General features: G+C 67.9%; 33 protein-coding genes. All 33 read right to left on the bottom strand.

Annotated elements, in window-relative coordinates:
- Nucleotides 1–44: 44 nt before the first annotated feature.
- The 33 genes from rpmJ to ACZ7MF_RS02655 all read right to left on the bottom strand — a co-directional run bounded on the left by rpmJ (nucleotide 45) and on the right by ACZ7MF_RS02655 (nucleotide 19905).
- Nucleotides 45–158, bottom strand: coding sequence for a 50S ribosomal protein L36 (rpmJ, locus tag ACZ7MF_RS02815; protein WP_003974245.1), 114 nt, complete (start codon nucleotides 156–158; stop codon nucleotides 45–47).
- Nucleotides 159–226: 68 nt separating this feature from the next.
- Nucleotides 227–448: a translation initiation factor IF-1 gene (gene infA, locus ACZ7MF_RS02810; RefSeq protein WP_003948620.1), complete on the bottom strand. Its 222-nt coding sequence runs from the start codon at nucleotides 446–448 to the stop codon at nucleotides 227–229.
- 243 nt (nucleotides 449–691) lie between these two features.
- On the bottom strand, nucleotides 692–1528 hold the full coding sequence (gene map, locus ACZ7MF_RS02805) for a type I methionyl aminopeptidase (protein ID WP_471474097.1): 837 nt from the start codon (nucleotides 1526–1528) through the stop codon (nucleotides 692–694).
- Nucleotides 1529–1704: 176 nt separating this feature from the next.
- Nucleotides 1705–2358 carry an adenylate kinase gene (locus ACZ7MF_RS02800; RefSeq protein WP_356855190.1) on the bottom strand — a complete coding sequence of 218 codons (654 nt, stop codon included), beginning with the start codon at nucleotides 2356–2358 and terminating at the stop codon, nucleotides 1705–1707.
- Nucleotides 2358–3671, bottom strand: a complete 1314-nt coding sequence (secY, locus tag ACZ7MF_RS02795) for a preprotein translocase subunit SecY (protein ID WP_003974248.1) — start codon at nucleotides 3669–3671, stop codon at nucleotides 2358–2360. Before secY ends, ACZ7MF_RS02800 begins: the two co-directional genes overlap by 1 nt.
- A 256-nt stretch (nucleotides 3672–3927) precedes the next feature.
- A complete protein-coding gene (gene rplO / locus ACZ7MF_RS02790) occupies nucleotides 3928–4383 on the bottom strand; it encodes a 50S ribosomal protein L15 (protein ID WP_003974249.1) in 456 nt (151 codons plus the stop codon).
- A 2-nt stretch (nucleotides 4384–4385) separates the two neighbouring features.
- Complete coding sequence (gene rpmD, locus ACZ7MF_RS02785; RefSeq protein ID WP_003974250.1) at nucleotides 4386–4568, bottom strand: 50S ribosomal protein L30; 183 nt, start codon at nucleotides 4566–4568, stop codon at nucleotides 4386–4388.
- 2 nt (nucleotides 4569–4570) lie between these two features.
- The gene (gene rpsE / locus ACZ7MF_RS02780; RefSeq protein ID WP_153178388.1) at nucleotides 4571–5176 is read right to left on the bottom strand and encodes a 30S ribosomal protein S5; all 606 of its coding nucleotides are present in this window, start codon (nucleotides 5174–5176) and stop codon (nucleotides 4571–4573) included.
- A gap of 43 nt (nucleotides 5177–5219) precedes the next feature.
- Nucleotides 5220–5603 carry a 50S ribosomal protein L18 gene (rplR, locus tag ACZ7MF_RS02775; protein ID WP_003974252.1) on the bottom strand — a complete coding sequence of 128 codons (384 nt, stop codon included), beginning with the start codon at nucleotides 5601–5603 and terminating at the stop codon, nucleotides 5220–5222.
- Nucleotides 5604–5606: 3 nt separating this feature from the next.
- On the bottom strand, nucleotides 5607–6146 hold the full coding sequence (gene rplF / locus ACZ7MF_RS02770) for a 50S ribosomal protein L6 (RefSeq protein ID WP_194276370.1): 540 nt from the start codon (nucleotides 6144–6146) through the stop codon (nucleotides 5607–5609).
- A gap of 24 nt (nucleotides 6147–6170) precedes the next feature.
- Nucleotides 6171–6569 (bottom strand): 30S ribosomal protein S8, encoded by a 399-nt coding sequence (rpsH, locus tag ACZ7MF_RS02765; RefSeq protein WP_003974254.1) that lies wholly within the window; start codon nucleotides 6567–6569, stop codon nucleotides 6171–6173.
- A 210-nt stretch (nucleotides 6570–6779) separates the two neighbouring features.
- Nucleotides 6780–6965, bottom strand: a complete 186-nt coding sequence (locus ACZ7MF_RS02760; protein ID WP_003948630.1) for a type Z 30S ribosomal protein S14 — start codon at nucleotides 6963–6965, stop codon at nucleotides 6780–6782.
- Between the two features lie 5 nt (nucleotides 6966–6970).
- Nucleotides 6971–7528, bottom strand: coding sequence for a 50S ribosomal protein L5 (rplE, locus tag ACZ7MF_RS02755; protein ID WP_003974255.1), 558 nt, complete (start codon nucleotides 7526–7528; stop codon nucleotides 6971–6973).
- Nucleotides 7528–7851, bottom strand: a complete 324-nt coding sequence (gene rplX, locus ACZ7MF_RS02750; RefSeq protein ID WP_003974256.1) for a 50S ribosomal protein L24 — start codon at nucleotides 7849–7851, stop codon at nucleotides 7528–7530. Before rplX ends, rplE begins: the two co-directional genes overlap by 1 nt.
- A 2-nt stretch (nucleotides 7852–7853) precedes the next feature.
- The gene (rplN, locus tag ACZ7MF_RS02745) at nucleotides 7854–8222 is read right to left on the bottom strand and encodes a 50S ribosomal protein L14 (protein ID WP_003974257.1); all 369 of its coding nucleotides are present in this window, start codon (nucleotides 8220–8222) and stop codon (nucleotides 7854–7856) included.
- A 107-nt stretch (nucleotides 8223–8329) separates the two neighbouring features.
- The gene (gene rpsQ / locus ACZ7MF_RS02740; RefSeq protein ID WP_003974258.1) at nucleotides 8330–8617 is read right to left on the bottom strand and encodes a 30S ribosomal protein S17; all 288 of its coding nucleotides are present in this window, start codon (nucleotides 8615–8617) and stop codon (nucleotides 8330–8332) included.
- A complete protein-coding gene (gene rpmC, locus ACZ7MF_RS02735; RefSeq protein WP_003974259.1) occupies nucleotides 8617–8841 on the bottom strand; it encodes a 50S ribosomal protein L29 in 225 nt (74 codons plus the stop codon). Before rpmC ends, rpsQ begins: the two co-directional genes overlap by 1 nt.
- Nucleotides 8841–9260 (bottom strand): 50S ribosomal protein L16, encoded by a 420-nt coding sequence (gene rplP / locus ACZ7MF_RS02730; protein ID WP_004927269.1) that lies wholly within the window; start codon nucleotides 9258–9260, stop codon nucleotides 8841–8843. The genes rpmC and rplP overlap by 1 nt, the downstream gene beginning before the upstream one ends.
- Before the next feature lie 5 nt (nucleotides 9261–9265).
- Complete coding sequence (rpsC, locus tag ACZ7MF_RS02725; protein ID WP_356855196.1) at nucleotides 9266–10111, bottom strand: 30S ribosomal protein S3; 846 nt, start codon at nucleotides 10109–10111, stop codon at nucleotides 9266–9268.
- On the bottom strand, nucleotides 10111–10458 hold the full coding sequence (rplV, locus tag ACZ7MF_RS02720; RefSeq protein WP_003974262.1) for a 50S ribosomal protein L22: 348 nt from the start codon (nucleotides 10456–10458) through the stop codon (nucleotides 10111–10113). The genes rpsC and rplV overlap by 1 nt, the downstream gene beginning before the upstream one ends.
- 44 nt (nucleotides 10459–10502) lie before the next feature.
- Nucleotides 10503–10784: a 30S ribosomal protein S19 gene (gene rpsS, locus ACZ7MF_RS02715; protein WP_003948639.1), complete on the bottom strand. Its 282-nt coding sequence runs from the start codon at nucleotides 10782–10784 to the stop codon at nucleotides 10503–10505.
- 12 nt (nucleotides 10785–10796) lie between these two features.
- Nucleotides 10797–11633, bottom strand: a complete 837-nt coding sequence (gene rplB / locus ACZ7MF_RS02710) for a 50S ribosomal protein L2 (RefSeq protein ID WP_030400225.1) — start codon at nucleotides 11631–11633, stop codon at nucleotides 10797–10799.
- Between the two features lie 39 nt (nucleotides 11634–11672).
- Nucleotides 11673–12092 carry a 50S ribosomal protein L23 gene (gene rplW / locus ACZ7MF_RS02705; protein WP_356855199.1) on the bottom strand — a complete coding sequence of 140 codons (420 nt, stop codon included), beginning with the start codon at nucleotides 12090–12092 and terminating at the stop codon, nucleotides 11673–11675.
- On the bottom strand, nucleotides 12092–12751 hold the full coding sequence (gene rplD, locus ACZ7MF_RS02700) for a 50S ribosomal protein L4 (RefSeq protein WP_310871732.1): 660 nt from the start codon (nucleotides 12749–12751) through the stop codon (nucleotides 12092–12094). The genes rplW and rplD overlap by 1 nt, the downstream gene beginning before the upstream one ends.
- A 7-nt stretch (nucleotides 12752–12758) precedes the next feature.
- On the bottom strand, nucleotides 12759–13403 hold the full coding sequence (rplC, locus tag ACZ7MF_RS02695) for a 50S ribosomal protein L3 (protein WP_356855202.1): 645 nt from the start codon (nucleotides 13401–13403) through the stop codon (nucleotides 12759–12761).
- 17 nt (nucleotides 13404–13420) lie between these two features.
- Complete coding sequence (gene rpsJ / locus ACZ7MF_RS02690) at nucleotides 13421–13729, bottom strand: 30S ribosomal protein S10 (RefSeq protein WP_003948644.1); 309 nt, start codon at nucleotides 13727–13729, stop codon at nucleotides 13421–13423.
- A gap of 751 nt (nucleotides 13730–14480) precedes the next feature.
- The gene (locus ACZ7MF_RS02685) at nucleotides 14481–14948 is read right to left on the bottom strand and encodes a hypothetical protein (protein WP_471474095.1); all 468 of its coding nucleotides are present in this window, start codon (nucleotides 14946–14948) and stop codon (nucleotides 14481–14483) included.
- Complete coding sequence (locus ACZ7MF_RS02680) at nucleotides 14945–15592, bottom strand: hypothetical protein (protein ID WP_471474094.1); 648 nt, start codon at nucleotides 15590–15592, stop codon at nucleotides 14945–14947. The genes ACZ7MF_RS02685 and ACZ7MF_RS02680 overlap by 4 nt, the downstream gene beginning before the upstream one ends.
- A gap of 91 nt (nucleotides 15593–15683) precedes the next feature.
- Nucleotides 15684–16862 carry an acyltransferase family protein gene (locus ACZ7MF_RS02675; protein ID WP_471474092.1) on the bottom strand — a complete coding sequence of 393 codons (1179 nt, stop codon included), beginning with the start codon at nucleotides 16860–16862 and terminating at the stop codon, nucleotides 15684–15686.
- A gap of 132 nt (nucleotides 16863–16994) precedes the next feature.
- Nucleotides 16995–17327 carry a cupin domain-containing protein gene (locus tag ACZ7MF_RS02670; protein ID WP_398322235.1) on the bottom strand — a complete coding sequence of 111 codons (333 nt, stop codon included), beginning with the start codon at nucleotides 17325–17327 and terminating at the stop codon, nucleotides 16995–16997.
- A gap of 92 nt (nucleotides 17328–17419) precedes the next feature.
- Complete coding sequence (gdhA, locus tag ACZ7MF_RS02665) at nucleotides 17420–18778, bottom strand: NADP-specific glutamate dehydrogenase (RefSeq protein WP_471474091.1); 1359 nt, start codon at nucleotides 18776–18778, stop codon at nucleotides 17420–17422.
- Nucleotides 18779–18935: 157 nt separating this feature from the next.
- Nucleotides 18936–19145, bottom strand: coding sequence for a 4-oxalocrotonate tautomerase family protein (locus tag ACZ7MF_RS02660; protein WP_226030262.1), 210 nt, complete (start codon nucleotides 19143–19145; stop codon nucleotides 18936–18938).
- 1 nt (nucleotide 19146) lies between these two features.
- A complete protein-coding gene (locus tag ACZ7MF_RS02655; protein WP_471474089.1) occupies nucleotides 19147–19905 on the bottom strand; it encodes an SDR family oxidoreductase in 759 nt (252 codons plus the stop codon).
- Nucleotides 19906–19914: the final 9 nt, after the last annotated feature.

Here is a 19914-nt window from a genome sequence, read left to right as displayed (position 1 = left end):
GCGTCGCGCGAAGTCATGCGAATCGCGGAGGGAACGGTCAGGCTTCAGCCCTGGCGCTGCTTGTGGCGCGGGTTGTCGCAGATGACCATGACCCGGCCGTGACGGCGGATCACCCTGCACTTGTCGCAGATCTTCTTGACGCTCGGCTTGACCTTCATGGGTGTGAGGTTCTCCGGGTCAGTTGCCGGCGGACCCGCGCGCGGAACACGCGGGACGTGGGCAAGATCTACTTGTACCGGTAGACGATCCGGCCACGCGTCAGGTCGTACGGAGACAGCTCCACCACGACCCGGTCGTCAGGGAGGATGCGGATGTAGTGCATACGCATCTTGCCGCTGATGTGTGCCAGGACCTGGTGGCCGTTCTGGAGCTCCACCTTGAACATGGCGTTCGGAAGAGACTCGACGACAGTGCCTTCGATCTCGATGGCACCTTGCTTCTTGGCCACGCTTCGCCCTTCGAATCGACTACCTTGATCAACTCATCGCGCAACCCTCAAGACATGGGGGTGCACGGGAGCCGACGAGTCAGTCTACGTCAGCAAACCCGGAAAGGCGAAACGAGGAAGTCTGCCCCGGATGCGAGATCGTTATGCAAGGGGGTCGGGGGCAGCCGTGATCCCCAGGCACCCGCCAGCTTCGCCCTGCCCCCGACCGATCCTTCACGCCGGCAGTCGTGGCTCGGGCCGGCGTCACGCCAGCGGATCGGGGGCAGCCGTGATGCCCAGCTCCGCCAGCTTGGCCTTGCCCCCGTCGGGGGACGTCAGGACCAGCGGGCCCTGTTCCGTCAGGGCCACCGAGTGCTCCCAGTGGGAGGACCAGGTGCCGTCGGTGGTGATGACCGTCCACTCGTCGGAGAGGACCTCCGTGCGGGGGGTGCCGAGGGAGACCATCGGCTCGATGGCGAGGCAGAAGCCGGGGACGAGCTTCGGGCCCTTGCCGCGCTTGCGCTCGACGTAGTTCAGCAGGTGCGGGTCCATGTGCATCTCGGTGCCGATGCCGTGGCCGCCGTAGTCCTCGATGATCCCGTACTTGCCGCCGCCGGGCTTGGGCTGGCGGCGGATGTAGGTCTCGATGGCGCGGGAGACGTCCACCAGGCGGTTGCCCTGCTTCATGGCGGCGATGCCCGCCCACATCGACTCCTCGGTCACCCGGGAGAGCTCGACCAGCTCCGGGGAGTGACCGGAGCCGACGAAGGCCGTGTAGGCGGCGTCGCCGTGCCAGCCGTCGATGATCGCGCCGCAGTCGATGGAGATGACGTCGCCGTCCTTGAGCACCACGTCGTCGGACGGGATGCCGTGGACGACGACCTCGTTCACCGAGGTGCAGATGGTGGCGGGGAAGCCGCCGTACCCGAGGAAGTTCGGCTTGGCGTCGTGCTCCGCGAGGACCTTGCGGGCGACCTGGTCCAGGTCCTTGGTCGTCGCGCCGGGCACGGCGGCCTCGCGCGTGGCCGCGTGGATGGCGGCGACGACCAGCCCCGCCTCGCGCATCTTGGCGATCTGCTCGGGGTTCTTGATCTGCACCATGGGGGCTGCGGCCTTTCTGGACTGGACCGGAGAAGGGGAAGACGGGGAGGACGGGGAGGACGGGGAGGGAAGCAGGGACGGGGACGCGGTTCCACGATACGGGGCGGAGCCGCCCCACCCCACAGCACAGCCGCGGCCCCCTGAGCGAGGGACCGCGGCTGCAGCCGGGCGGAGTACTACTTGTCGCGCTTGAGCGCCTCCAGCGCACGGCGGGTGACCTCGTCCACGGGGCCCGTCGCCGCGATGGTGGCGACCAGGCCCTGCGACTTGTAGTAGTCGATGATCGGCTCGGTCTGCGTGTGGTAGACCTCGAGCCGCTTGCGGACCGTCTCCTCGGAGTCGTCGTCCCGCTGGTACAGCTCGCCGCCGCAGACGTCGCAGACGCCTTCCTTCTTCGGCGGCGTGTACGTCACGTGGAAGACGTGGGCCGAGTCGTTGCGGCAGACGCGCCGGCCGGCGATCCGCTTGACGACCTCGTCCTCCGGGGCCTCCAGGTCCAGCACCGCGTCGAGCTTCATGTCCTCGGTCTCGAGCAGCTCGTCCAGCGCCTCGGCCTGGGAGACGTTGCGCGGGAAGCCGTCCAGCAGGAAGCCGCCCTCGGCGTCGGGCTGCTCCATGCGGTCCTTCGCCATGGCGATGGTGACCTCGTCCGGCACGAGATTGCCGGCGTCCATGTAGGACTTCGCGAGCTTGCCCAGTTCGGTCTGCTGGCTGATGTTCGCGCGGAACAGGTCGCCCGTGGAGATGTGCGGAATGTGCAGCGTCTCGGCAAGGCGGGTGGCCTGCGTTCCCTTTCCGGCACCCGGAGGCCCGACGAGGACGATTCGCATCAGCGGAGGAACCCTTCGTAATTGCGCTGCTGGAGCTGGCTCTCGATCTGCTTCACCGTCTCGAGACCGACACCCACGATGATCAGGATGCTGGTGCCACCGAACGGGAAGTTCTGGTTTGCCCCGAAACCAGCCAACGCCATTGTCGGGACGAGAGCGATCAGACCCAAGTACAGCGAACCCGGCCAGGTGATCCGGTTGAGTACGTAGCTCAGATACTCAGCGGTCGGTCGGCCAGCCCGGATGCCCGGGATGAAGCCACCATACTTCTTCATGTTGTCCGCGACTTCCTCGGGGTTGAACGAGATGGCCACGTAGAAGAAGGCGAAGAAGACGATCAGGAAGAAGTACAGGATGATGTGCGGCGTCGCCGCGGTGTCCGCGAGGTTCTTCGTGATCCAGGTGGCCCAGCCCGCCGTCGAGTTCGAGAACTGGACGATCAGTGCCGGGATGTAGAGCAGCGACGAGGCGAAGATGACGGGAATGACACCCGCCTGGTTCACCTTGAGCGGGATGTACGTCGAGGTACCGCCGTAGGAACGGCGGCCGATCATGCGCTTCGCGTACTGCACGGGGATGCGGCGCTGGGCCTGCTCCACGAAGACCACCAGGCCGACCATGACCAGGCCGACGAGGATGACCGTGCCGAACTCGATCCAGCCGTCGGCCAGCTCGCCCTGCTTCTTGATGGCCCACAGGGCGGAGGGGAAGGTCGCGGCGATCGAGATGAACATCAGGATCGACATGCCGTTGCCGATGCCGCGGTCGGTGATCAGCTCGCCGAGCCACATGACGACACAGGTACCGGCGGTCATGCAGATGACCATGACGACGGTGGTGAAGATCGCCTGGTCGGGCACGATCTGACCGGCGACGGTGCAGCCGGAGAAGAGGGCGCCGCTGCGGGCGGTGGCCACCAGGCCGGTGCCCTGGAGGATGGCGAGCGCGACGGTCAGGTAGCGGGTGTACTGCGTGATCTTCGCCGTACCGGCCTGGCCCTCCTTCTTGAGGGCTTCCAGGCGCGGGATCACGACGGTCAGCAGCTGCAGAATGATGCTCGCCGTGATGTACGGCATGATGCCGAGCGCGAAGACCGTGATCTGCAGCAGGGCGCCACCGCTGAACATGTTGACCAGGCCGAAGAGGCCCTGGTTGCCGGACGCCTGGTCCACGCACTCCTGGACGTTCTTGTAGTCGACGCCTGGAATGGGGATGTGGGTACCGAGTCGGTACACCACGATGATGCCGAGCGTGAAGAGCAGCTTCTTGCGCAGGTCGGGCGTCTTGAACGCCCGGGCGAACGCGGTGAGCACGGTGCCTCCTGCGACCCCCGCGCTACTGCGTCAAGGGTGACGGTCTTGAGGTTCGACTGACGACTGATAAGTGGACGGCTAAGGGAGTAACGCTGAACCGCCGCCAAGAGTGCCTCATGTGACGCACCCGTGAAAGAGGGCAGCGCAGGCCACCTTACCGGCGGAGGCACTCCCCTAGGAACGACCAACCGGGGATACCCCTTTTGTGGGGCATCCCCGGTCGGGATCGCTCAAGTCATCGAGACGCCTGAAGGGTTCAGACGAGCTCGGTGACGGTACCGCCGGCGGCGGTGATCTTCTCCTTGGCGGAGCCGGAGACGGCGTCGACCGTCACCTGCAGCGCCACGGAGATCTCGCCCTGGCCGAGGACCTTGACGAGGCTGTTCTTGCGAACGGCACCCTTGGCCACGAGGCCCTCGACGGTGACCTCGCCACCCTCGGGGTACAGCGCGGCCAGCTTGTCGAGGTTCACGACCTGGAACTCGGTCTTGAACGGGTTCTTGAAGCCCTTCAGCTTCGGAAGACGCATGTGGAGGGGCATCTGGCCACCCTCGAAGCGCTCCGGAACCTGGTAACGGGCCTTCGTACCCTTGGTACCACGACCGGCCGTCTTACCCTTCGACGCCTCACCACGACCCACACGGGTCTTGGCGGTCTTGGCGCCCGGGGCGGGACGGAGGTTGTGGATCTTGAGCGGGTTGTTCTCCGCCATGATCAGTCGACCTCCTCGACCGTCACGAGGTGGCGGACGGTGTGCACCATGCCGCGGAACTCGGGGCGGTCCTCCTTGACGACCTGCGTGTTGATCCCCTTGAGACCAAGGGAGCGCAGGGTGTCACGGTGGTTCTGCTTGCTGCCGATGTAGGACTTGACCTGCGTAATCTTGAGCTGCGCCATGATTACGCACCCGCCCCGGCACGTGCGCGGAGAAGGGCCGCGGGGGCGACGTCCTCGAGCGGCAGGCCACGGCGGGCCGCGACCTCCTCGGGACGCTGCAGGCCCTTGAGGGCCTCCACGGTCGCGTGCACGATGTTGATCTGGTTGTCGGAGCCGAGCGACTTCGACAGGATGTCGTGGATACCGGCGCACTCGAGCACGGCGCGCACCGGACCACCGGCGATAACGCCGGTACCGGGGGACGCGGGCTTGAGCAGCACGACGCCGGCAGCCTTCTCACCCTGGATGGGGTGCGGGATGGTGCCCTGGATGCGGGGGACCTTGAAGAAGTGCTTCTTGGCCTCCTCAACACCCTTGGCGATGGCGGCCGGCACCTCCTTGGCCTTGCCGTATCCGACACCCACGGTGCCGTCACCGTCGCCCACCACGACCAGCGCGGTGAAGCTGAAGCGACGACCACCCTTCACAACCTTGGCGACGCGGTTGATCGCGACGACGCGCTCAACGTAAGCGGTCTTCTCGGCGGCACCTGCGCCACCGTCACGGCCCTTCCGGTCCCGCCGCTCGCCGCCACCGGCACCGCTGCCGCGGCGCTGGGGTCCAGCCATTGGAATTACCTCTCTCTGTTTCCGCTAGCGTTACGGAACCGGCTCAGAACTTCAGTCCGGCTTCGCGGGCGGCGTCCGCCAGGGCGGCGATGCGCCCGGCGTACTGGTTACCACCACGGTCGAACACGACGGCCTCGACACCGGCAGCCTTGGCGCGCTCGGCGACCAGGGCGCCGACCTGCTTGGCCTGCGCGGACTTGTCGGCCTCGCCACCACGGATCGAGGTGTCCAGGGTGGACGCCGACGCCAGGGTGTGACCCTTGATGTCGTCGATCACCTGGGCCACGATGTGGCGGTTCGAGCGGGTAACGACCAGACGGGGACGCTCCGCCGTACCCGAGAGATTCTTGCGAATCCGGATGTGGCGGCGCTTGATCGCGGCGCGCTTGTAGGCGTCGCCCTTGAGGATCTTCTGTCCGTATGCCATGGCTTACTTACCCGCCTTTCCGACCTTGCGGCGGATGACTTCGCCCTCGTACTTGACGCCCTTGGCCTTGTACGGGTCGGGCTTGCGCAGCTTGCGGATGTTGGCCGCAACCTCGCCGACCTTCTGCTTGTCGATGCCCTCGACCGAGAAGTGGGTCGGGTTCTCCACCTTGAAGGTGATGCCCTCGGGGGCCTCGACCAGGATCGGGTGGCTGTAGCCGAGGGAGAACTCCAGGTTCGAACCCTTGGCGAGCACGCGGTAACCGACACCGCTGATCTCGAGCTTCTTCACGTAACCCTGGGTCACGCCGGTGATCATGTTCGCCACCAGCGTGCGGGACAGGCCGTGCAGGGCCTTGCTCTGACGCTCGTCGTTGGGGCGGGTGACGTTCAGCACGCCGTCCTCACCCTTGGCGATGTCGATCGGCGCCACGACGGTGTGGGTCAGCGAACCCTTGGGGCCCTTGACCGCGACCGTACGGCCGTCGATGGTGACGTCCACGCCGGCGGGAACCGCGATGGGGAGCTTGCCGATGCGCGACATAGCTGTTTCCTCCGTTCCCTTCCGTTACCAGACGTAGGCGAGGACTTCTCCGCCTACGCCCTTCTTGCCGGCCTGCTTGTCGGTGAGGAGCCCGTGGGACGTGGAGATGATCGCCACGCCGAGGCCGCCCAGCACCTTGGGCAGGTTGGTGGACTTCGCGTACACCCGGAGACCGGGCTTGGAGATCCGCTTGATGCCCGCGATGGAGCGCTCACGGTTCGGACCGAACTTCAGCTCGAGGGTGAGGTTCTTGCCAACCTCGGCGTCCTCGGTCTTCCAGCCGGTGATGAAGCCCTCCTGCTGGAGGATCTCCGCGATGTGAGACTTGATCTTGGACGCCGGCATCGTCACGGAGTCGTGGTACGCCGAGTTCGCGTTCCGCAGACGCGTAAGCATGTCTGCGATCGGATCAGTCATGGTCATGAATTGGCCTTCGGCCTCTCTCGCCGTGGTTTCCTGGTGCGCCATCCCTCTCCCCGATCCGAGACGGGACGGGTGCGGCGCGGTGGACCTACGGCGTAGTAAGTCGATTGGGGCGACAGACGCCCAACCCCGCAAGCCTAAGGCATGCGGAGCCGGGCCTCTGCCCACCCAGATACTTACCGAGAGTCTGAATAACCCGGAATTACCGGATTACCAGGAGCTCTTGGTCACGCCCGGCAGCTCGCCACGGTGAGCCATCTCACGAAGGCACACGCGGCACAGGCCGAACTTGCGGTAGACGGAGTGCGGACGGCCGCAGCGCTGGCAGCGCGTGTAGCCGCGGACACCGAACTTGGGCTTGCGAGCAGCCTTGGCAATCAGAGCCTTCTTCGCCATCTCGCTCACGCCTCCTTGAAGGGGAAGCCGAGGTGACGGAGGAGCGCGCGGCCCTCGGCGTCGTTGGTCGCCGTGGTCACCACGGTGATGTCCATACCCCGGGTGCGGTCGATCTTGTCCTGGTCGATCTCGTGGAACATGACCTGCTCCGTGAGACCGAAGGTGTAGTTGCCACGGCCGTCGAACTGCTTGGGGGACAGACCGCGGAAGTCGCGGATGCGCGGCAGCGCGAGCGACAGGGTGCGGTCCAGGAACTCCCACATGCGGTCGCCACGGAGCGTGACGTGGGCACCGATCGGCTGACCCTCACGCAGCTTGAACTGCGCGATGGACTTGCGAGCCTTGGTGACGGCCGGCTTCTGACCCGTGATGGTGGTCAGGTCGCGGATCGCGCCCTCGATCAGCTTCGAGTCACGGGCGGCGTCGCCGACACCCATGTTGACCACGATCTTCACGAGGCCGGGGATCTGCATGACGTTCTCGTAGGAGAACTCCTCACGCAGCTTGCCCGCGATCTCCTCGCGGTACTTCGTCTTGAGACGCGGAGTGGTGGTGGTAGCCATCAGATGTCCTCACCCGTCCGCTTGGCAACGCGAACCTTGTTGCCCTCGTCGTCGAAGCGGTAACCGACGCGCGTGACGACCTTGTTGCCGTCCTTCTCCACGACCAGCTGGACGTTGGAGACGTGGATCGGGGCCTCGGTGGTCACGATGCCGCCGGCCTGCGAACCGCGAGCGGTCGGCCCGGCCTTGGTGTGCTTCTTGACCCGGTTGACACCCTCGACCAGGACGCGGTCCTCGCGGGGGAAGGCCGCGATGACCTTGCCCTGCTTGCCCTTGTCCTTACCGGTGATGACCTGGACCAGGTCGCCCTTCTTGATCTTCATGCTCACAGCACCTCCGGCGCGAGGGAGATGATCTTCATGAACTTCTTCTCGCGCAGCTCACGGCCCACCGGGCCGAAGATACGGGTGCCGCGAGGGTCGCCGTCGTTCTTCAGAATGACGGCGGCGTTCTCGTCGAAGCGGATGTACGAGCCGTCGGGACGGCGGCGCTCCTTGACGGTGCGAACGATGACCGCCTTGACGACGTCACCCTTCTTCACGTTGCCACCGGGGATCGCGTCCTTGACGGTGGCGACGATGACGTCACCGATACCCGCGTAGCGGCGGCCCGAGCCACCGAGCACACGGATGGTCAGGATTTCCTTCGCACCCGTGTTGTCGGCGACACGCAGCCGCGACTCCTGCTGGATCACGTCTATCTCCTGAATGTCTGCCGGTTCCCCGGGAGTCGGTCACCTGGGTGAACGACTCCCGGAGCCTGGCGGAACTGTCCTGCGAGGAATGCCCCGCAGGAGATTTCTTACTTGGCCTTCTCGAGAACCTCGACGACGCGCCAGCGCTTCGTCGCGGACAGCGGCCGGGTCTCCATGAGGAGGACACGGTCGCCGACGCCCGCGGCGTTCTGCTCGTCGTGAGCCTTGAGCTTCTCGGTACGGCGGATGACCTTGCCGTACAGGGCGTGGGTCACGCGGTCCTCGACGGCGACGACGACGGTCTTGTCCATCTTGTCGCTGACGACCAGACCCTGCCGGGTCTTGCGGAAGCCGCGCGCGGCCTTCGTCTCTTCAGTCACGTTGCTCTCGCTCATCAGGCGCTCTCCACCGTCTCGATGCCCAGCTCGCGCTCACGCATCAGGGTGTAGATCCGGGCGATGTCCTTACGGACGGCCTTGAGCCGACCGTGGTTCTCGAGCTGGCCCGTCGCCGCCTGGAAGCGGAGGTTGAACAGCTCTTCCTTGGCCTCGCGGAGCTTCGCCAGAAGCTCCTCGTTGCCCAGCTCGCGCAGCTCGGACGCCTTGGTACCGGCCGACATCACGCTTCACCTGCCTCGCGCTTGACGATCCGGCACTTCATCGGCAGCTTGTGGGCCGCACGGGTCAGCGCCTCACGGGCGATCTTCTCGTTGGGGTAGGACAGCTCGAACATGACCCGGCCCGGGTGCACGTTCGCGATCCACCACTCGGGAGAACCCTTACCGGAACCCATGCGGGTCTCGGCCGGCTTCTTCGTGAGCGGGCGGTCCGGGTAGATGTTGATCCAGACCTTGCCGCCACGCTTGATGTGGCGGGTCATCGCGATACGGGCGGCCTCGATCTGGCGGTTGGTCACGTACGCCGGCGTGAGGGCCTGGATGCCGTACTCGCCGAACGCAACCGTCGTACCGCCCTTGGCCTGACCACGACGCTTCGGGTGGTGCTGCTTGCGGTGCTTGACCCTACGGGGGATCAGCATTTCGGTCAGGCCTCCGTTCCGCCTGTAGAAGAGGACGGCGCCTCGGCCGGAGCGGCAGCGGCGGGCGCCTCGGCCTTGGGGGCCTCGGCGGCCGGAGCCGACTGCTGCTGCGGCTTGCGCCCACGACGCTCGCCACCGCGGCCACCGCGGGCCGGGCGGTCGGCGCCACCACGGGCCGGGCGGTTGCCGGCGCGGGCAGCGGCGTTCTCGGCGCGGACCTCGGCGATGTTCTTGACGTCGCCCTTGTAGATCCAGACCTTCACACCGATGCGGCCGAAGGTCGTCTTGGCCTCGAAGAAGCCGTAGTCCACGTTCGCGCGGAGCGTGTGCAGGGGCACACGGCCCTCGCGGTAGAACTCCGAGCGGGACATCTCGGCGCCACCGAGGCGGCCACCGCACTGGATCTTGATGCCCTTGGCGCCGGCCTTCATCGTGCCCTGCATGCTCTTGCGCATGGCGCGACGGAAGGAGACGCGGGAGGAGAGCTGCTCGGCGACGGCCTGGGCAACCAGCTGAGCGTCGGTCTCGGGGCTCTTGACCTCGAGGATGTTCAGCTGGACCTGCTTGCCGGTGAGCTTCTCGAGCTGACCGCGGATCTTGTCGGCCTCCGCACCGCGGCGGCCGATGACGATGCCCGGACGAGCCGTGTGGATGTCCACGCGGACGCGGTCACGGGTGCGCTCGATCTCGACCTTGGAGATGCCGGCGCGCTCCATGCCGGACGTCAGCATCCGACGGATGGCGACGTCTTCCTTGACGTAGTCCTTGTACAGCTTGTCGGCGTACCAACGCGACTTGAAGTCGGTCGTGACACCGAGCCGGAACCCGTGCGGGTTTACCTTCTGGCCCATTACCGGGTTCCTTCCTTGCTGCTGACGACCACGGTGATGTGGCTGGTCCGCTTGCGGATCCGGTAGGCACGGCCCTGGGCGCGCGGACGGAACCGCTTCAGGGTCGGGCCCTCGTCGACGTACGCCTCGGAAATGAAGAGGCTGTCGGCGTCGGTGTGGTCGTAGTTGTGCGCGGCGTTGGCGATGGCGCTGTCCAGCACCTTGCCGACCGGCACGCTCGCGGCCTGCGGGGCGAAACGCAGGACCGCCTGAGCCTCCGTGGCATCCATGCCACGGATGAGGTCCACCACGCGGCGGGCCTTCATGGGCGTGACGCGGATGTACCGCGCCTGGGCCCTGGCTTCCATGGTTGTCCCTTCAGTGTTTGTCATGATCTTTCACACCCCGCTGACTAGCGGCGCTTCGACTTCCGGTCGTCCTTGACGTGACCCCGGAAGGTGCGCGTCGGCGAGAACTCGCCGAGCTTGTGGCCGACCATGGACTCGGTGACAAACACCGGGATGTGGGTCTTGCCGTTGTGCACCGCGATCGTGTGGCCGAGCATCGCCGGGACGATCATCGAGCGACGGGACCAGGTCTTGATGACGTTCTTGGTACCGGCTTCGTTCTGGACGTCCACCTTCTTGATCAGGTGGTCGTCGACGAAGGGTCCCTTCTTCAAGCTACGAGGCATCTCAACCCGTCCTTAGCGCTTCTTGTTCGTCTTGCGGCGGCGGACGATGTACTTGTTCGACGCCTTCTTGGGCGAACGAGTACGGCCTTCCTTCTTGCCCCAGGGGGACACCGGGTGGCGACCACCCGAGGTACGGCCTTCGCCACCACCGTGCGGGTGGTCCACCGGGTTCATGACCACACCACGCACGGTCGGGCGAACGCCCAGCCAGCGCTTACGGCCCGCCTTGCCCCAGTTGATGTTGCTCTGCTCGGCGTTGCCGACCTCGCCGACCGTGGCGCGGCAGCGCTGGTCGACCAGGCGGATCTCTCCGGACGGCATGCGCAGGTGGGCCATCGAGCCCTCCTTCGCGAGCAGCTGCACGGAGGCACCGGCGGAGCGGGCGAACTTGGCGCCGCCACCGGGACGGAGCTCGATCGCGTGGATCGTGGTACCGACCGGGATGTTGCGGAGCGCCAGGTTGTTGCCCGGCTTGATGTCGGCCCCGGGACCGTTCTCGACGCGGTCGCCCTGCTGCAGGTTGCGCGGGGCGAGGATGTAGCGCTTCTCGCCGTCGGCGTAGTGCAGCAGCGCGATGCGCGCGGTGCGGTTGGGGTCGTACTCGATGTGCGCGACCTTCGCCGGCACGCCGTCCTTGTCGTGCCGACGGAAGTCGATGACACGGTAGGCGCGCTTGTGTCCGCCACCCTGGTGGCGAACGGTCACACGACCGGCGTTGTTACGGCCGCCCTTGCTGTGCAGCGGGCGGACCAGCGACTTCTCCGGCGTGGACCGCGTGACCTCGACGAAGTCGGCGACGCTGGAGCCGCGACGGCCCGGCGTAGTCGGCTTGTACTTGCGGATTCCCATTTCTCAGTCCTCGTCCGATTCCGGACGATCCGACCTCCGTCAGGAGGTAGGACCGCCGAAGATGTCGATACGGTCGCCCTCGGCGAGGGTCACGATCGCGCGCTTGCTGTCGGCACGCTTGCCGAAGCCCGTGCGGGTCCGCTTCCGCTTGCCCTGGCGGTTGATCGTGTTGACCCCGGTGACCTTGACCGAGAAGACCGCCTGGACGGCCTCCTTGATCTGGGTCTTGTTGGAGCCCGGCGCGACGATGAACGTGTACTTGTTCTCGTCGAGGAGCGCGTAGCTCTTCTCGGACACGACCGGCTTCAGCAGCACGTCACGGGGGTCCGTGAACGACTTGCTGACCGGGGTGACGACGGTGTTCTTGCCCTCGGCCTCGTGGCGGCGCGCCTTGGCGACGCGCGCGGCCTTGGCGGCCTTGGCCGCCTTGGAGGCGATGCTCGGGTGACGCGTAGCCATCAGGCTTCGCTCCCTTCGGTGTCAGCGGCCTTGTTGGGGCCAGACACGAAGGACTCGAAAGCGGCCTGGGTGAAGACCACGTCGTCCGAGACGAGAACGTCGTACGTGTTCAGCTGGCCCGGCTCCAGGATGTGGATCTGGGGCAGGTTGCGGGCGGACAGCCACGCGGCCTCGTCGGCGCGGTCGACGACCAGGAGCAGGTTCTTGCGCTCCGAGATCTTGCCGAACAGCGTCCGGGCGGCCTTCGTGGACGGGTTGTCGCCCTCGATGACGCCGGTGACGACGTGGATGCGGTCGTGGCGGGCCCGGTCGGTGAGGGCGTGGCGCAGGGCCGCGGCCTTCATCTTCTTCGGGGTCCGCTGCGAGTAGTCACGCGGCTGCGGGCCGTGGACGACGCCACCGCCGGCGAACTGCGGCGCACGGGTCGAACCCTGGCGGGCGCGGCCGGTGCCCTTCTGGCGGTACGGCTTCTTGCCGCCACCACGGACCTCGCCGCGACGCTTGGTCTTGTGCGTGCCCTGGCGGGCAGCGGCGTTCTGCGCGACGACGACCTGGTGGATCAGCGGAATGCTGATCTTCTCCACGCCGAAGATCTCCGCGGGGAGCTCGACGCTTCCGGTCTTCTCGCCGGCAGGCGAAAGGATGTCAACAGTGCTCATCGGTACCTCAGGCCCCCTTGGCCGCGGTGCGGACCAGGACGAGGCCGCCGTTCGGACCGGGAACCGCGCCCTTGATGAGCAGCAGACCCTTCTCCGCGTCAACGGCGTGGACGGTCAGGTTCTGGGTGGTGACCCGCTCGTTGCCCATGCGGCCCGCCATGCGGAGGCCCTTGAACACGCGGCCCGGAGTGGCGCAGCCACCGATGGAGCCCGGGGAGCGGTGCTTGCGCTGGGTGCCGTGTCCGGCGCCGAGGCCCTTGAAGTTGTGACGCTTCATGACACCGGCGAAGCCCTTGCCCTTGCTCTTGCCGGTGACGTCGACCTTCACGCCGGACTCGAAGACCTCGGCGCTGACTTCCTGACCGAGCGTGTACTCGGCGGCGTCGGCGGTGCGGATCTCGACGAGGTGACGGCGGGGGGTGACGTCGGCCTTGGCGAAGTGGCCCTTGAGGGGCTTGTTCACCTTGCGCGGGTCGATCTCGCCGAACGCGATCTGGACGGACTCGTAGCCGTCGACGTCGTTCGTGCGGACCTGGGTGACGACGTTGGGGCCGGCCTTGACGACGGTGACCGGAACAACGCGGTTGTTCTCGTCCCACACCTGCGTCATGCCGAGCTTCTCGCCCAGGATGCCCTTGATCTGCTTAGCCATTCTCAGATCACCGGCCTTCAGAGCTTGATCTCGATGTCGACACCGGCCGGGAGGTCGAGTCGCATCAGAGAGTCAACGGTCTTGGGGGTCGGGTCGAGGATGTCGATCAGGCGCTTGTGCGTGCGCATCTCGAAGTGCTCGCGCGAGTCCTTGTACTTGTGCGGCGACTTGATGACGCAGTACACGTTCTTCTCAGTGGGCAGCGGCACCGGGCCCGCGACCGACGCACCAGTGCGAGTCACCGTCTCGACGATCTTCTTCGCCGAAGAGTCGATGACCTCGTGGTCGTAGGCCTTGAGCCGGATGCGGATCTTCTGTCCCGCCATGGCTACTCAGTAGTCCTGTCTCTCGTAACGCTCTGGACCCGGTGGCCCTTGTCCATTCCGCTCCCCCTCCGACCCACGCGGTCGGGCGTGTCGCACCCTCGCTGACACGGATGTCCCTCTTCGGGACTTCCCTGCATGGGAGTGCGGACCCTTCCGGAACCGCGGGCCGGGGGCGAGAGGCCCACCGGGTGCCTGGCCTGCACCCCGCTGACGCTTCCCGGAAGATTCCCGTACGTCCGCCCCTGAGCAGGGACGACGAGTACTGTGGGACTCGCTTCCGGTCCCCCCGGCGGGAGGCGCGCAGCATCGGCACTCGACCGAGCAACCCCGCTAGTCTGCCATACGGGGCGCGGGGCTGGCCAATCGGGCCGGAGAGAATACCCCGGGGGTGACGGAGATCAAACCCGGACCCTTGCGGAGGCGTTCTCCTCCTCGTACCAGAGTCCCGCTACCTCGGCCTCGCCCAGGTGGAGAGCGCTGCCGGCACCCGGCGGACGTCGCGCCGCCAGGTCCGCGCCCAGGATCTCCCGGAGACGGACGACGGCCCACCCGTTCCACTGCACGGCTCCCGGTCAGTGGTCATCACGCCGTCCAGACCGCGCCGGGGCCCGGTGCCGGATTCGGGCCGGCCTCCGTCCCCAAGGGGTCGGGGCTGGCATAGGCCGCTGTCGCCGGGTCGTAGTGCCGGAAGTAGTTGCGTGGTGCGTTCGGTCCGGGCGACGGGGCTCACTCCTTCGCGGGAGGACGCGGGTCAGCGTCTGCGCACCGCTCTCCAGGCGTCGCTCGCCGCGAAGGCCAAGCTCAGCCGCCACGCGTCCAGCTTGTTCCGTGCCGTTGAGGTGACGCTCCAGCACTTCAGCCAGGTCGGCAGTCGTCGGAAGGGGACGAAGGTCAGGGTGTCGTCGATGGCGTTCACGGCGATGCTCCTGCGGCCCGGCCCTTCCGCCCGCAGTGCGGCGTACAGCTCCGGCGTCAGCGTGCCGTTGAGACGGGCCGCCGTCCCCGCCGCGGTGAAGGCGAAACCTCGCTGCGCGACGTCCGGGAGTCGCATCGCCCTGACGATCCGGGGTGACGCCTCCTCCAGCGAGCAGTTGAAGGCGAGGCCGATGGCCGCCGTACCGAGGCTGCGCTCGCCGCGCGCGAAAGCGGCGTCCCACTCCGCCGGGTCGTCGAGAGCCAGCAGCCGCTCGCCGGTCCGCCAGTCCCAGTCCTTGGTCACCCCGCGAACCGGAACGTCGACGTGATCGCGTCGAAGATGTCGAAGAAGGAGTCCGCGAGGTCGAGGACCTGGCTGCTGCCCGCGACCAGGGCGACCTTGCCCTCCTGGCCGGGGACCGGGATGTACGTCTGCATGAGCACGGCGCGGACCGTGCGGTTCAGGGCGTCGTCCGGGACCGGGATGTCCTCCACGCCCTGGGTGCGGGCGGCGTGGCCCACGCCGGGGATGTCGACCGTGGTGACCCTGCGCCAGGAGTCGCCGGGTTTCCGCGCCTCCTTGACCGCGAGCTGGGCGGCGATGGCGCCCGGGTCGGTGGGGAGGGGCTCGCCGGTGGACGTGCGGCCGCCGATCAGGGAGACCGTGACCGAGCCCGTGATCGGGGTGTCGCCGCCGAAGCTCTCGGCCATGCAGCCGCAGTACAGGGCGCCCGACTTCCACGCGTCGGAGGCCGCCTTCTGGAGGAAGGTGACGTAGGCGGCGCGGGAGGGGGCCAGCTCCGGATGTCGGCGTACGCGGTCGTCGACCATGCGGCGGATGGAGTCGTCCCGCGACTCCGGGCGTACGTCGAACTCCCACCAGGATTCCGGGACCTTGATCCGGAAACCGCCCCGCTCGACGGTCAGTGCCTCCGTGTAACGGGCCATGTCGTGCGCGGCCTCCCCCTGCGTCGTCGACGTCGTTCGATGCGATGTTCCGAACATGGTCCCATCGATCGAGAGGCCGGGCGCCGTCGTCTCAGGGGCTGTTGTCCGCGTTGCGCAGCCGGGCGAAGGATGTGTTCAGGCCGTGCTTCAGCAGGCGGGACAGCGGGCGTTCGACGAAGCGGTGGATCAGGTAGCTCAGGAGCAGGAAGCCCGTGACGAGTACGGCGATCAGGAGGCGGGCGTCCATCGTGTCGCGGAGGCGGGCTATGAGGGCCGTGCCGGCCGCGTAGTGGACCAGGTAGAGGGGGTAGGTCATGGCGCCCGCCGTGACGAGCCACTTCCAGCGGATCCGGTCGGTGTACCCGAGCGCCACGGCGACCATGAAGAGCAGGAAGACCGTGAAGATCGCCACGCTGCCGCGCCAGCCGGAGACGCGTTCGACGTCCTCGATGCGGTTGCCCAGCTCCAGCTGGCCCATCAGCCACGCCATGGCGAGGATGCCCCACAGGAGCAGGTCCTGGCCGAAGCGGTGCATGAGGTAGAGCGCGAGCCCCGCGATGAAGTACCAGGCGCCGTCCGGGTTGGCGACCAGTTCGAGCAACGGCAGCCGGGCGACCGGCGCGAGCATCGCGACCGCGCCCCACACGCAGCAGAAGACCACGACCCTGCGGTACGTCAGGCCCATCGCGACGACGACCAGGAAGAGCAGGTAGAAGCGCAGCTCGGACCAGAGGGTCCAGTAGACGCCGTCGACGTTGGGCACACCGGAGCCGGACTGGAGCATGGTCAGGTTGAGCAGCACCTCGCGCAGCCGCAGGCGCTCCCACACGCCGGGTACGGCGGTCAGTACGGCCGTGGTGAACAGGACCGCGAACCAGTACGCCGGGTAGAGCCGGATCACCCGGGAGACGAAGAACTGGCGCGGGCTGCGGCCCCAGCACGACATGCAGATCACGAAGCCGCTGATGACGAAGAAGATCTCGACGCCGATCCAGCCGTAGGAGGCGAGGCGGAACACCGTGGGCATGATCTCGGAGACCGGGCGGTCCCAGATCGGGTTGCCGGGGCGGTCGGCGCGCCAGGTCCCGGCGTAGTGGTGCGCCGCCACCATCAGCGCGGCCAGCAGGCGGATGCCGTCGATGACGTACAGCCGGCCGCCCGCCCGCCGGTGGCCCGCGGGCTTCGGGTCCGGCGGGGCGATGACGAGCGGGGGGAGCGGTTGTCTCAGCCGTACCTCCGCCCGCTCGGGCACCGATGTTCCGTTGTCCACTGCACGCACCATTCGAACAGACAAGAACAGTGCGCACGCGAACGGTAGGGGGTTCGGCAAGCCGCCGCCCGGACTCCGTGGGGTGTTCCCGGGCTGTTCGCCTCCGGTTCAGCCGGCGCCCCGGCCCGCCGGTCAGCCGGTCTTGGCCACCGTCAGCAGCACCGCCGAGTCCTCCAGCGCCTCCAGGCTGTGGCGGGCCGGGGGGATCAGGATGAGGTCACCGGTGCGGCCGTCCCAGGAGGTGTCGCCGCTGGTGAGGCGGACCCGGCCGCGCAGCACCTGCACGGTCGCCTCGCCGGGGTTCTCGTGCTCGGCGAGGGTGGTGCCGGTGGTCAGGGCGAGGAGGGTCTGCCGCAGGACCAGCTCGTGGCCGCCGTGGACCGTGGTGGCGCTGCGGCCGTTGGAACCGGCGGCGGCGCGTTCGAGGTGCTCGCGGGCGAGGGCGTCGAGGGAGAGTTTCTGCATGGCCGCAAGTTTCGCCGGGTGCCCCGGACGGCCGACAGGGCCATACGGGGCACACCTCCCGCGTGCCTCGCCCGCGGTCCCGGTCCCGGGCCTCAGATGACGCCCTGGGCCAGCATCGCGTCGGCCACGCGCTCGAAGCCGGCGATGTTCGCGCCGGTGACGTAGTCGCCGGGGGCGTCGTAGCGCTCGGCCGTCTCGTGGCAGGTGGTGTGGATGCTGGTCATGATGTCCGCCAGCTCCTCCTCGACCCGCGCCGCCGTCCACGACGTACGGGCGTGGTTCTGCGCCATCTCCAGGGCGCTGACCGCGACGCCGCCCGCGTTGGCCGCCTTGCCGGGGCCGAAGGCGACGCCCGCCTGCTGGAGCAGGTGGACGGCCTCGGGGGTGGTCGGCATGTTCGCGCCCTCGGAGACCGCCTTCACGCCGTTGCGGATCAGCGCGGTCGCGGCGTTCTCGTCGAGTTCGTTCTGCGTGGCCGACGGGAGGGCCAGGTCGGCCGGTACGTCCCAGACGCTGCCGCCGGGGACGAAGCGGGCCGAGGCGCCCCGGCGCTCGGCGTACGCGTCGACGCGGCCGCGCTCGACCTCCTTGATCTGCTTCAGCAGGTCGAGGTCGATGCCCTTCTCGTCGACGACGTAGCCGGAGGAGTCCGAGCAGGTGACGGCGTTGGCACCGAGGGCGGCCAGCTTCTCGATGGTGTAGATCGCCACGTTGCCGGAGCCGGAGACGACCGCGGTCTGGCCCTCCAGGTCCTCGCCGCGCTCGCGCAGCATCGCCGCCGCGAACAGCACGTTGCCGTAGCCGGTCGCCTCCGGGCGGATCAGCGAGCCGCCCCAGCCCTGGCCCTTGCCGGTGAGGACGCCGGACTCCCAGCGGTTGGTGATCCGGCGGTACTGGCCGAAGAGGTAGCCGATCTCCCGGCCCCCGACGCCGATGTCCCCCGCCGGGACGTCCGTGTGCTCGCCGATGTGCCGGTACAGCTCCGTCATGAAGGACTGGCAGAACCGCATGACCTCCGCGTCGCTGCGCCCGTGCGGGTCGAAGTCGCTGCCGCCCTTGCCGCCGCCGATGCCGAGGCCGGTCAGCGCGTTCTTGAAGATCTGCTCGAAGCCCAGGAACTTGATGACGCCCAGGTTCACGGACGGGTGGAAGCGCAGACCGCCCTTGTACGGGCCCAGCGCGCTGTTGAACTCGACGCGGAAGCCCCGGTTGACGCGGACGCGGCCCTGGTCGTCCTGCCACGGCACCCGGAACATCACCTGGCGCTCCGGCTCGACCAGCCGCTCGATGAGGCCCGGCTCGGCGTACTCGGGGCGGGCCGCGACGACCGGTGCCAGGGTCTCCAGAACCTCGTGGGCCGCCTGGTGGAACTCGGGCTGGGCCGGGTTGCGGTGCTCGATCTCGGTGAGCAGGTGGTCGAGGGTGGTCTGCGTCTCGCTTCGCGTCGTCACAGGGGCCCTTTCTGGCACGGCGGGCACCGGTCGCATGCAGCGACCGGTGGGAGGCGCTCGGCGCCGTTGCCGCGCGCGGGACACTTAAGTGTTACGCGCATGTAAACCTCGTGGCCAGCACCCGATCACTGGATGAGACGAAGGCCTCCCGGTGACGCTACCCCTCCCCGTTCAGCATCGCCGCGGTGAGGACGTTGCCCGCGACGCCCCAGCCGCCGTCCGGGACCTCGTCGACCAGGACGACGGTGGTCGGGCGGGCGCGCTCCCCGTAGATCTCCGCGTAGAGGTCGGTGGTGCGTTCGACGATCTTCTTCTTGTCCTCCGGCGAGAGCGTGCCCGCGGGGACCTTGAAGTGGGCGAAGGGCATGTCAGACCAGCCCTCCGTTGGCGCGCAGGATCTGGCCGTTCACCCAGTGCCCGGCGGGGCTGCCCAGGAAGGCGACCACGGCCGCGATGTCCTCCGGCGTGCCCAGCCGCTCCAGCGGCGGCGTCTTCGCGAGTTTGTCCACCTGCTCGGGCGTCTTGCCGTCGAGGAACAGGTCGGTCGCCGTCGGGCCGGGCGCGACCGTGTTCACGGTGACGTCCCGCCCGCGCAGCTCCCGCGCCAGGATCATCGTCATCGCCTCCACGGCGCCCTTGCTGGCCGCGTACGCGCCGTACGTCGGGAACTGCGCACCGACGACGGACGTCGAGAACCCGATGAAGGCGCCCCCGGCCCGCAGCCGCCGCGCGGCCTGCTGGGCGACGACGAAGGTGCCGCGGATGTTGGTGCGGTGCATGGCGTCCAGCGCCGCCAGGTCCAGGTCGGCGATCGGCGACAGCGTCATCCGCCCGGCCGCGTTCACGACCACGTCGACACCGCCGTACTCCTGCTCCGCCCGGTCGAACAGGGCGGCGACCTCCTTCTCCTCCGCCACGTCCGCCTGTACGGCGATCGCCCGTCCGCCGGCCCCGGTGACGGCCGCCACCGTCTCGTCGGCGGCCGCGGCCCCGCGGGCGTAGTTCACGACGACGGCCAGTCCGTCCTCGGCGAGCTTCTGCGCGACGGCACGGCCGATGCCGCGCGATCCGCCGGTGACGACGGCGACGCGTCCGACTGCGGTCTGTTGATTCGTGTGCGTGGTCATGGCTCCACG

The sequence above is a fragment of the Streptomyces sp. NPDC111628 genome, assembly GCF_055635195.1.
Note: the sequence above shows the minus strand (reverse complement) of the source record. Positions and strands in the feature narration are given on the sequence as shown.

Bases quoted from the DNA above. Each gene is read 5' to 3' on its own strand.
- rplX (WP_003974256.1), bottom strand. From the start codon at position 7,851: ATGAAGATCAAGAAGGGCGACCTGGTCCAGGTCATCACCGGTAAGGAC.
- rpsJ (WP_003948644.1), bottom strand. From the start codon at position 13,729: ATGGCGGGACAGAAGATCCGCATCCGGCTCAAGGCCTACGACCACGAG.
- ACZ7MF_RS02660 (WP_226030262.1), bottom strand. From the start codon at position 19,145: ATGCCCTTCGCCCACTTCAAGGTCCCCGCGGGCACGCTCTCGCCGGAG.
- ACZ7MF_RS02655 (WP_471474089.1), bottom strand. From the start codon at position 19,905: ATGACCACGCACACGAATCAACAGACCGCAGTCGGACGCGTCGCCGTC.
- ACZ7MF_RS02680 (WP_471474094.1), bottom strand. From the start codon at position 15,592: ATGGCCCGTTACACGGAGGCACTGACCGTCGAGCGGGGCGGTTTCCGG.
- rpmD (WP_003974250.1), bottom strand. From the start codon at position 4,568: ATGGCGCAGCTCAAGATTACGCAGGTCAAGTCCTACATCGGCAGCAAG.
- ACZ7MF_RS02760 (WP_003948630.1), bottom strand. From the start codon at position 6,965: ATGGCGAAGAAGGCTCTGATTGCCAAGGCTGCTCGCAAGCCCAAGTTC.
- rplW (WP_356855199.1), bottom strand. From the start codon at position 12,092: ATGGCTACGCGTCACCCGAGCATCGCCTCCAAGGCGGCCAAGGCCGCC.
- rpsS (WP_003948639.1), bottom strand. From the start codon at position 10,784: ATGCCTCGTAGCTTGAAGAAGGGACCCTTCGTCGACGACCACCTGATC.
- rpsQ (WP_003974258.1), bottom strand. From the start codon at position 8,617: ATGAGCGAGAGCAACGTGACTGAAGAGACGAAGGCCGCGCGCGGCTTC.
- rpsH (WP_003974254.1), bottom strand. From the start codon at position 6,569: ATGACCATGACTGATCCGATCGCAGACATGCTTACGCGTCTGCGGAAC.
- rplB (WP_030400225.1), bottom strand. From the start codon at position 11,633: ATGGGAATCCGCAAGTACAAGCCGACTACGCCGGGCCGTCGCGGCTCC.
- rpmC (WP_003974259.1), bottom strand. From the start codon at position 8,841: ATGTCGGCCGGTACCAAGGCGTCCGAGCTGCGCGAGCTGGGCAACGAG.
- rplV (WP_003974262.1), bottom strand. From the start codon at position 10,458: ATGGAAGCCAGGGCCCAGGCGCGGTACATCCGCGTCACGCCCATGAAG.
- rplD (WP_310871732.1), bottom strand. From the start codon at position 12,751: ATGAGCACTGTTGACATCCTTTCGCCTGCCGGCGAGAAGACCGGAAGC.
- map (WP_471474097.1), bottom strand. From the start codon at position 1,528: ATGGTGCAGATCAAGAACCCCGAGCAGATCGCCAAGATGCGCGAGGCG.
- rplP (WP_004927269.1), bottom strand. From the start codon at position 9,260: ATGCTGATCCCCCGTAGGGTCAAGCACCGCAAGCAGCACCACCCGAAG.
- rplR (WP_003974252.1), bottom strand. From the start codon at position 5,603: ATGGCATACGGACAGAAGATCCTCAAGGGCGACGCCTACAAGCGCGCC.
- rplC (WP_356855202.1), bottom strand. From the start codon at position 13,403: ATGGCTAAGCAGATCAAGGGCATCCTGGGCGAGAAGCTCGGCATGACG.
- rpmJ (WP_003974245.1), bottom strand. From the start codon at position 158: ATGAAGGTCAAGCCGAGCGTCAAGAAGATCTGCGACAAGTGCAGGGTG.
- rplO (WP_003974249.1), bottom strand. From the start codon at position 4,383: ATGGCGGAGAACAACCCGCTCAAGATCCACAACCTCCGTCCCGCCCCG.
- rplE (WP_003974255.1), bottom strand. From the start codon at position 7,528: ATGGCTACCACCACCACTCCGCGTCTCAAGACGAAGTACCGCGAGGAG.
- rpsC (WP_356855196.1), bottom strand. From the start codon at position 10,111: ATGGGCCAGAAGGTAAACCCGCACGGGTTCCGGCTCGGTGTCACGACC.
- rpsE (WP_153178388.1), bottom strand. From the start codon at position 5,176: ATGGCTGGACCCCAGCGCCGCGGCAGCGGTGCCGGTGGCGGCGAGCGG.
- ACZ7MF_RS02670 (WP_398322235.1), bottom strand. From the start codon at position 17,327: ATGCAGAAACTCTCCCTCGACGCCCTCGCCCGCGAGCACCTCGAACGC.
- rplF (WP_194276370.1), bottom strand. From the start codon at position 6,146: ATGTCGCGCATCGGCAAGCTCCCCATCGCGGTTCCCGCCGGCGTGGAC.
- ACZ7MF_RS02800 (WP_356855190.1), bottom strand. From the start codon at position 2,358: ATGCGAATCGTCCTCGTCGGGCCTCCGGGTGCCGGAAAGGGAACGCAG.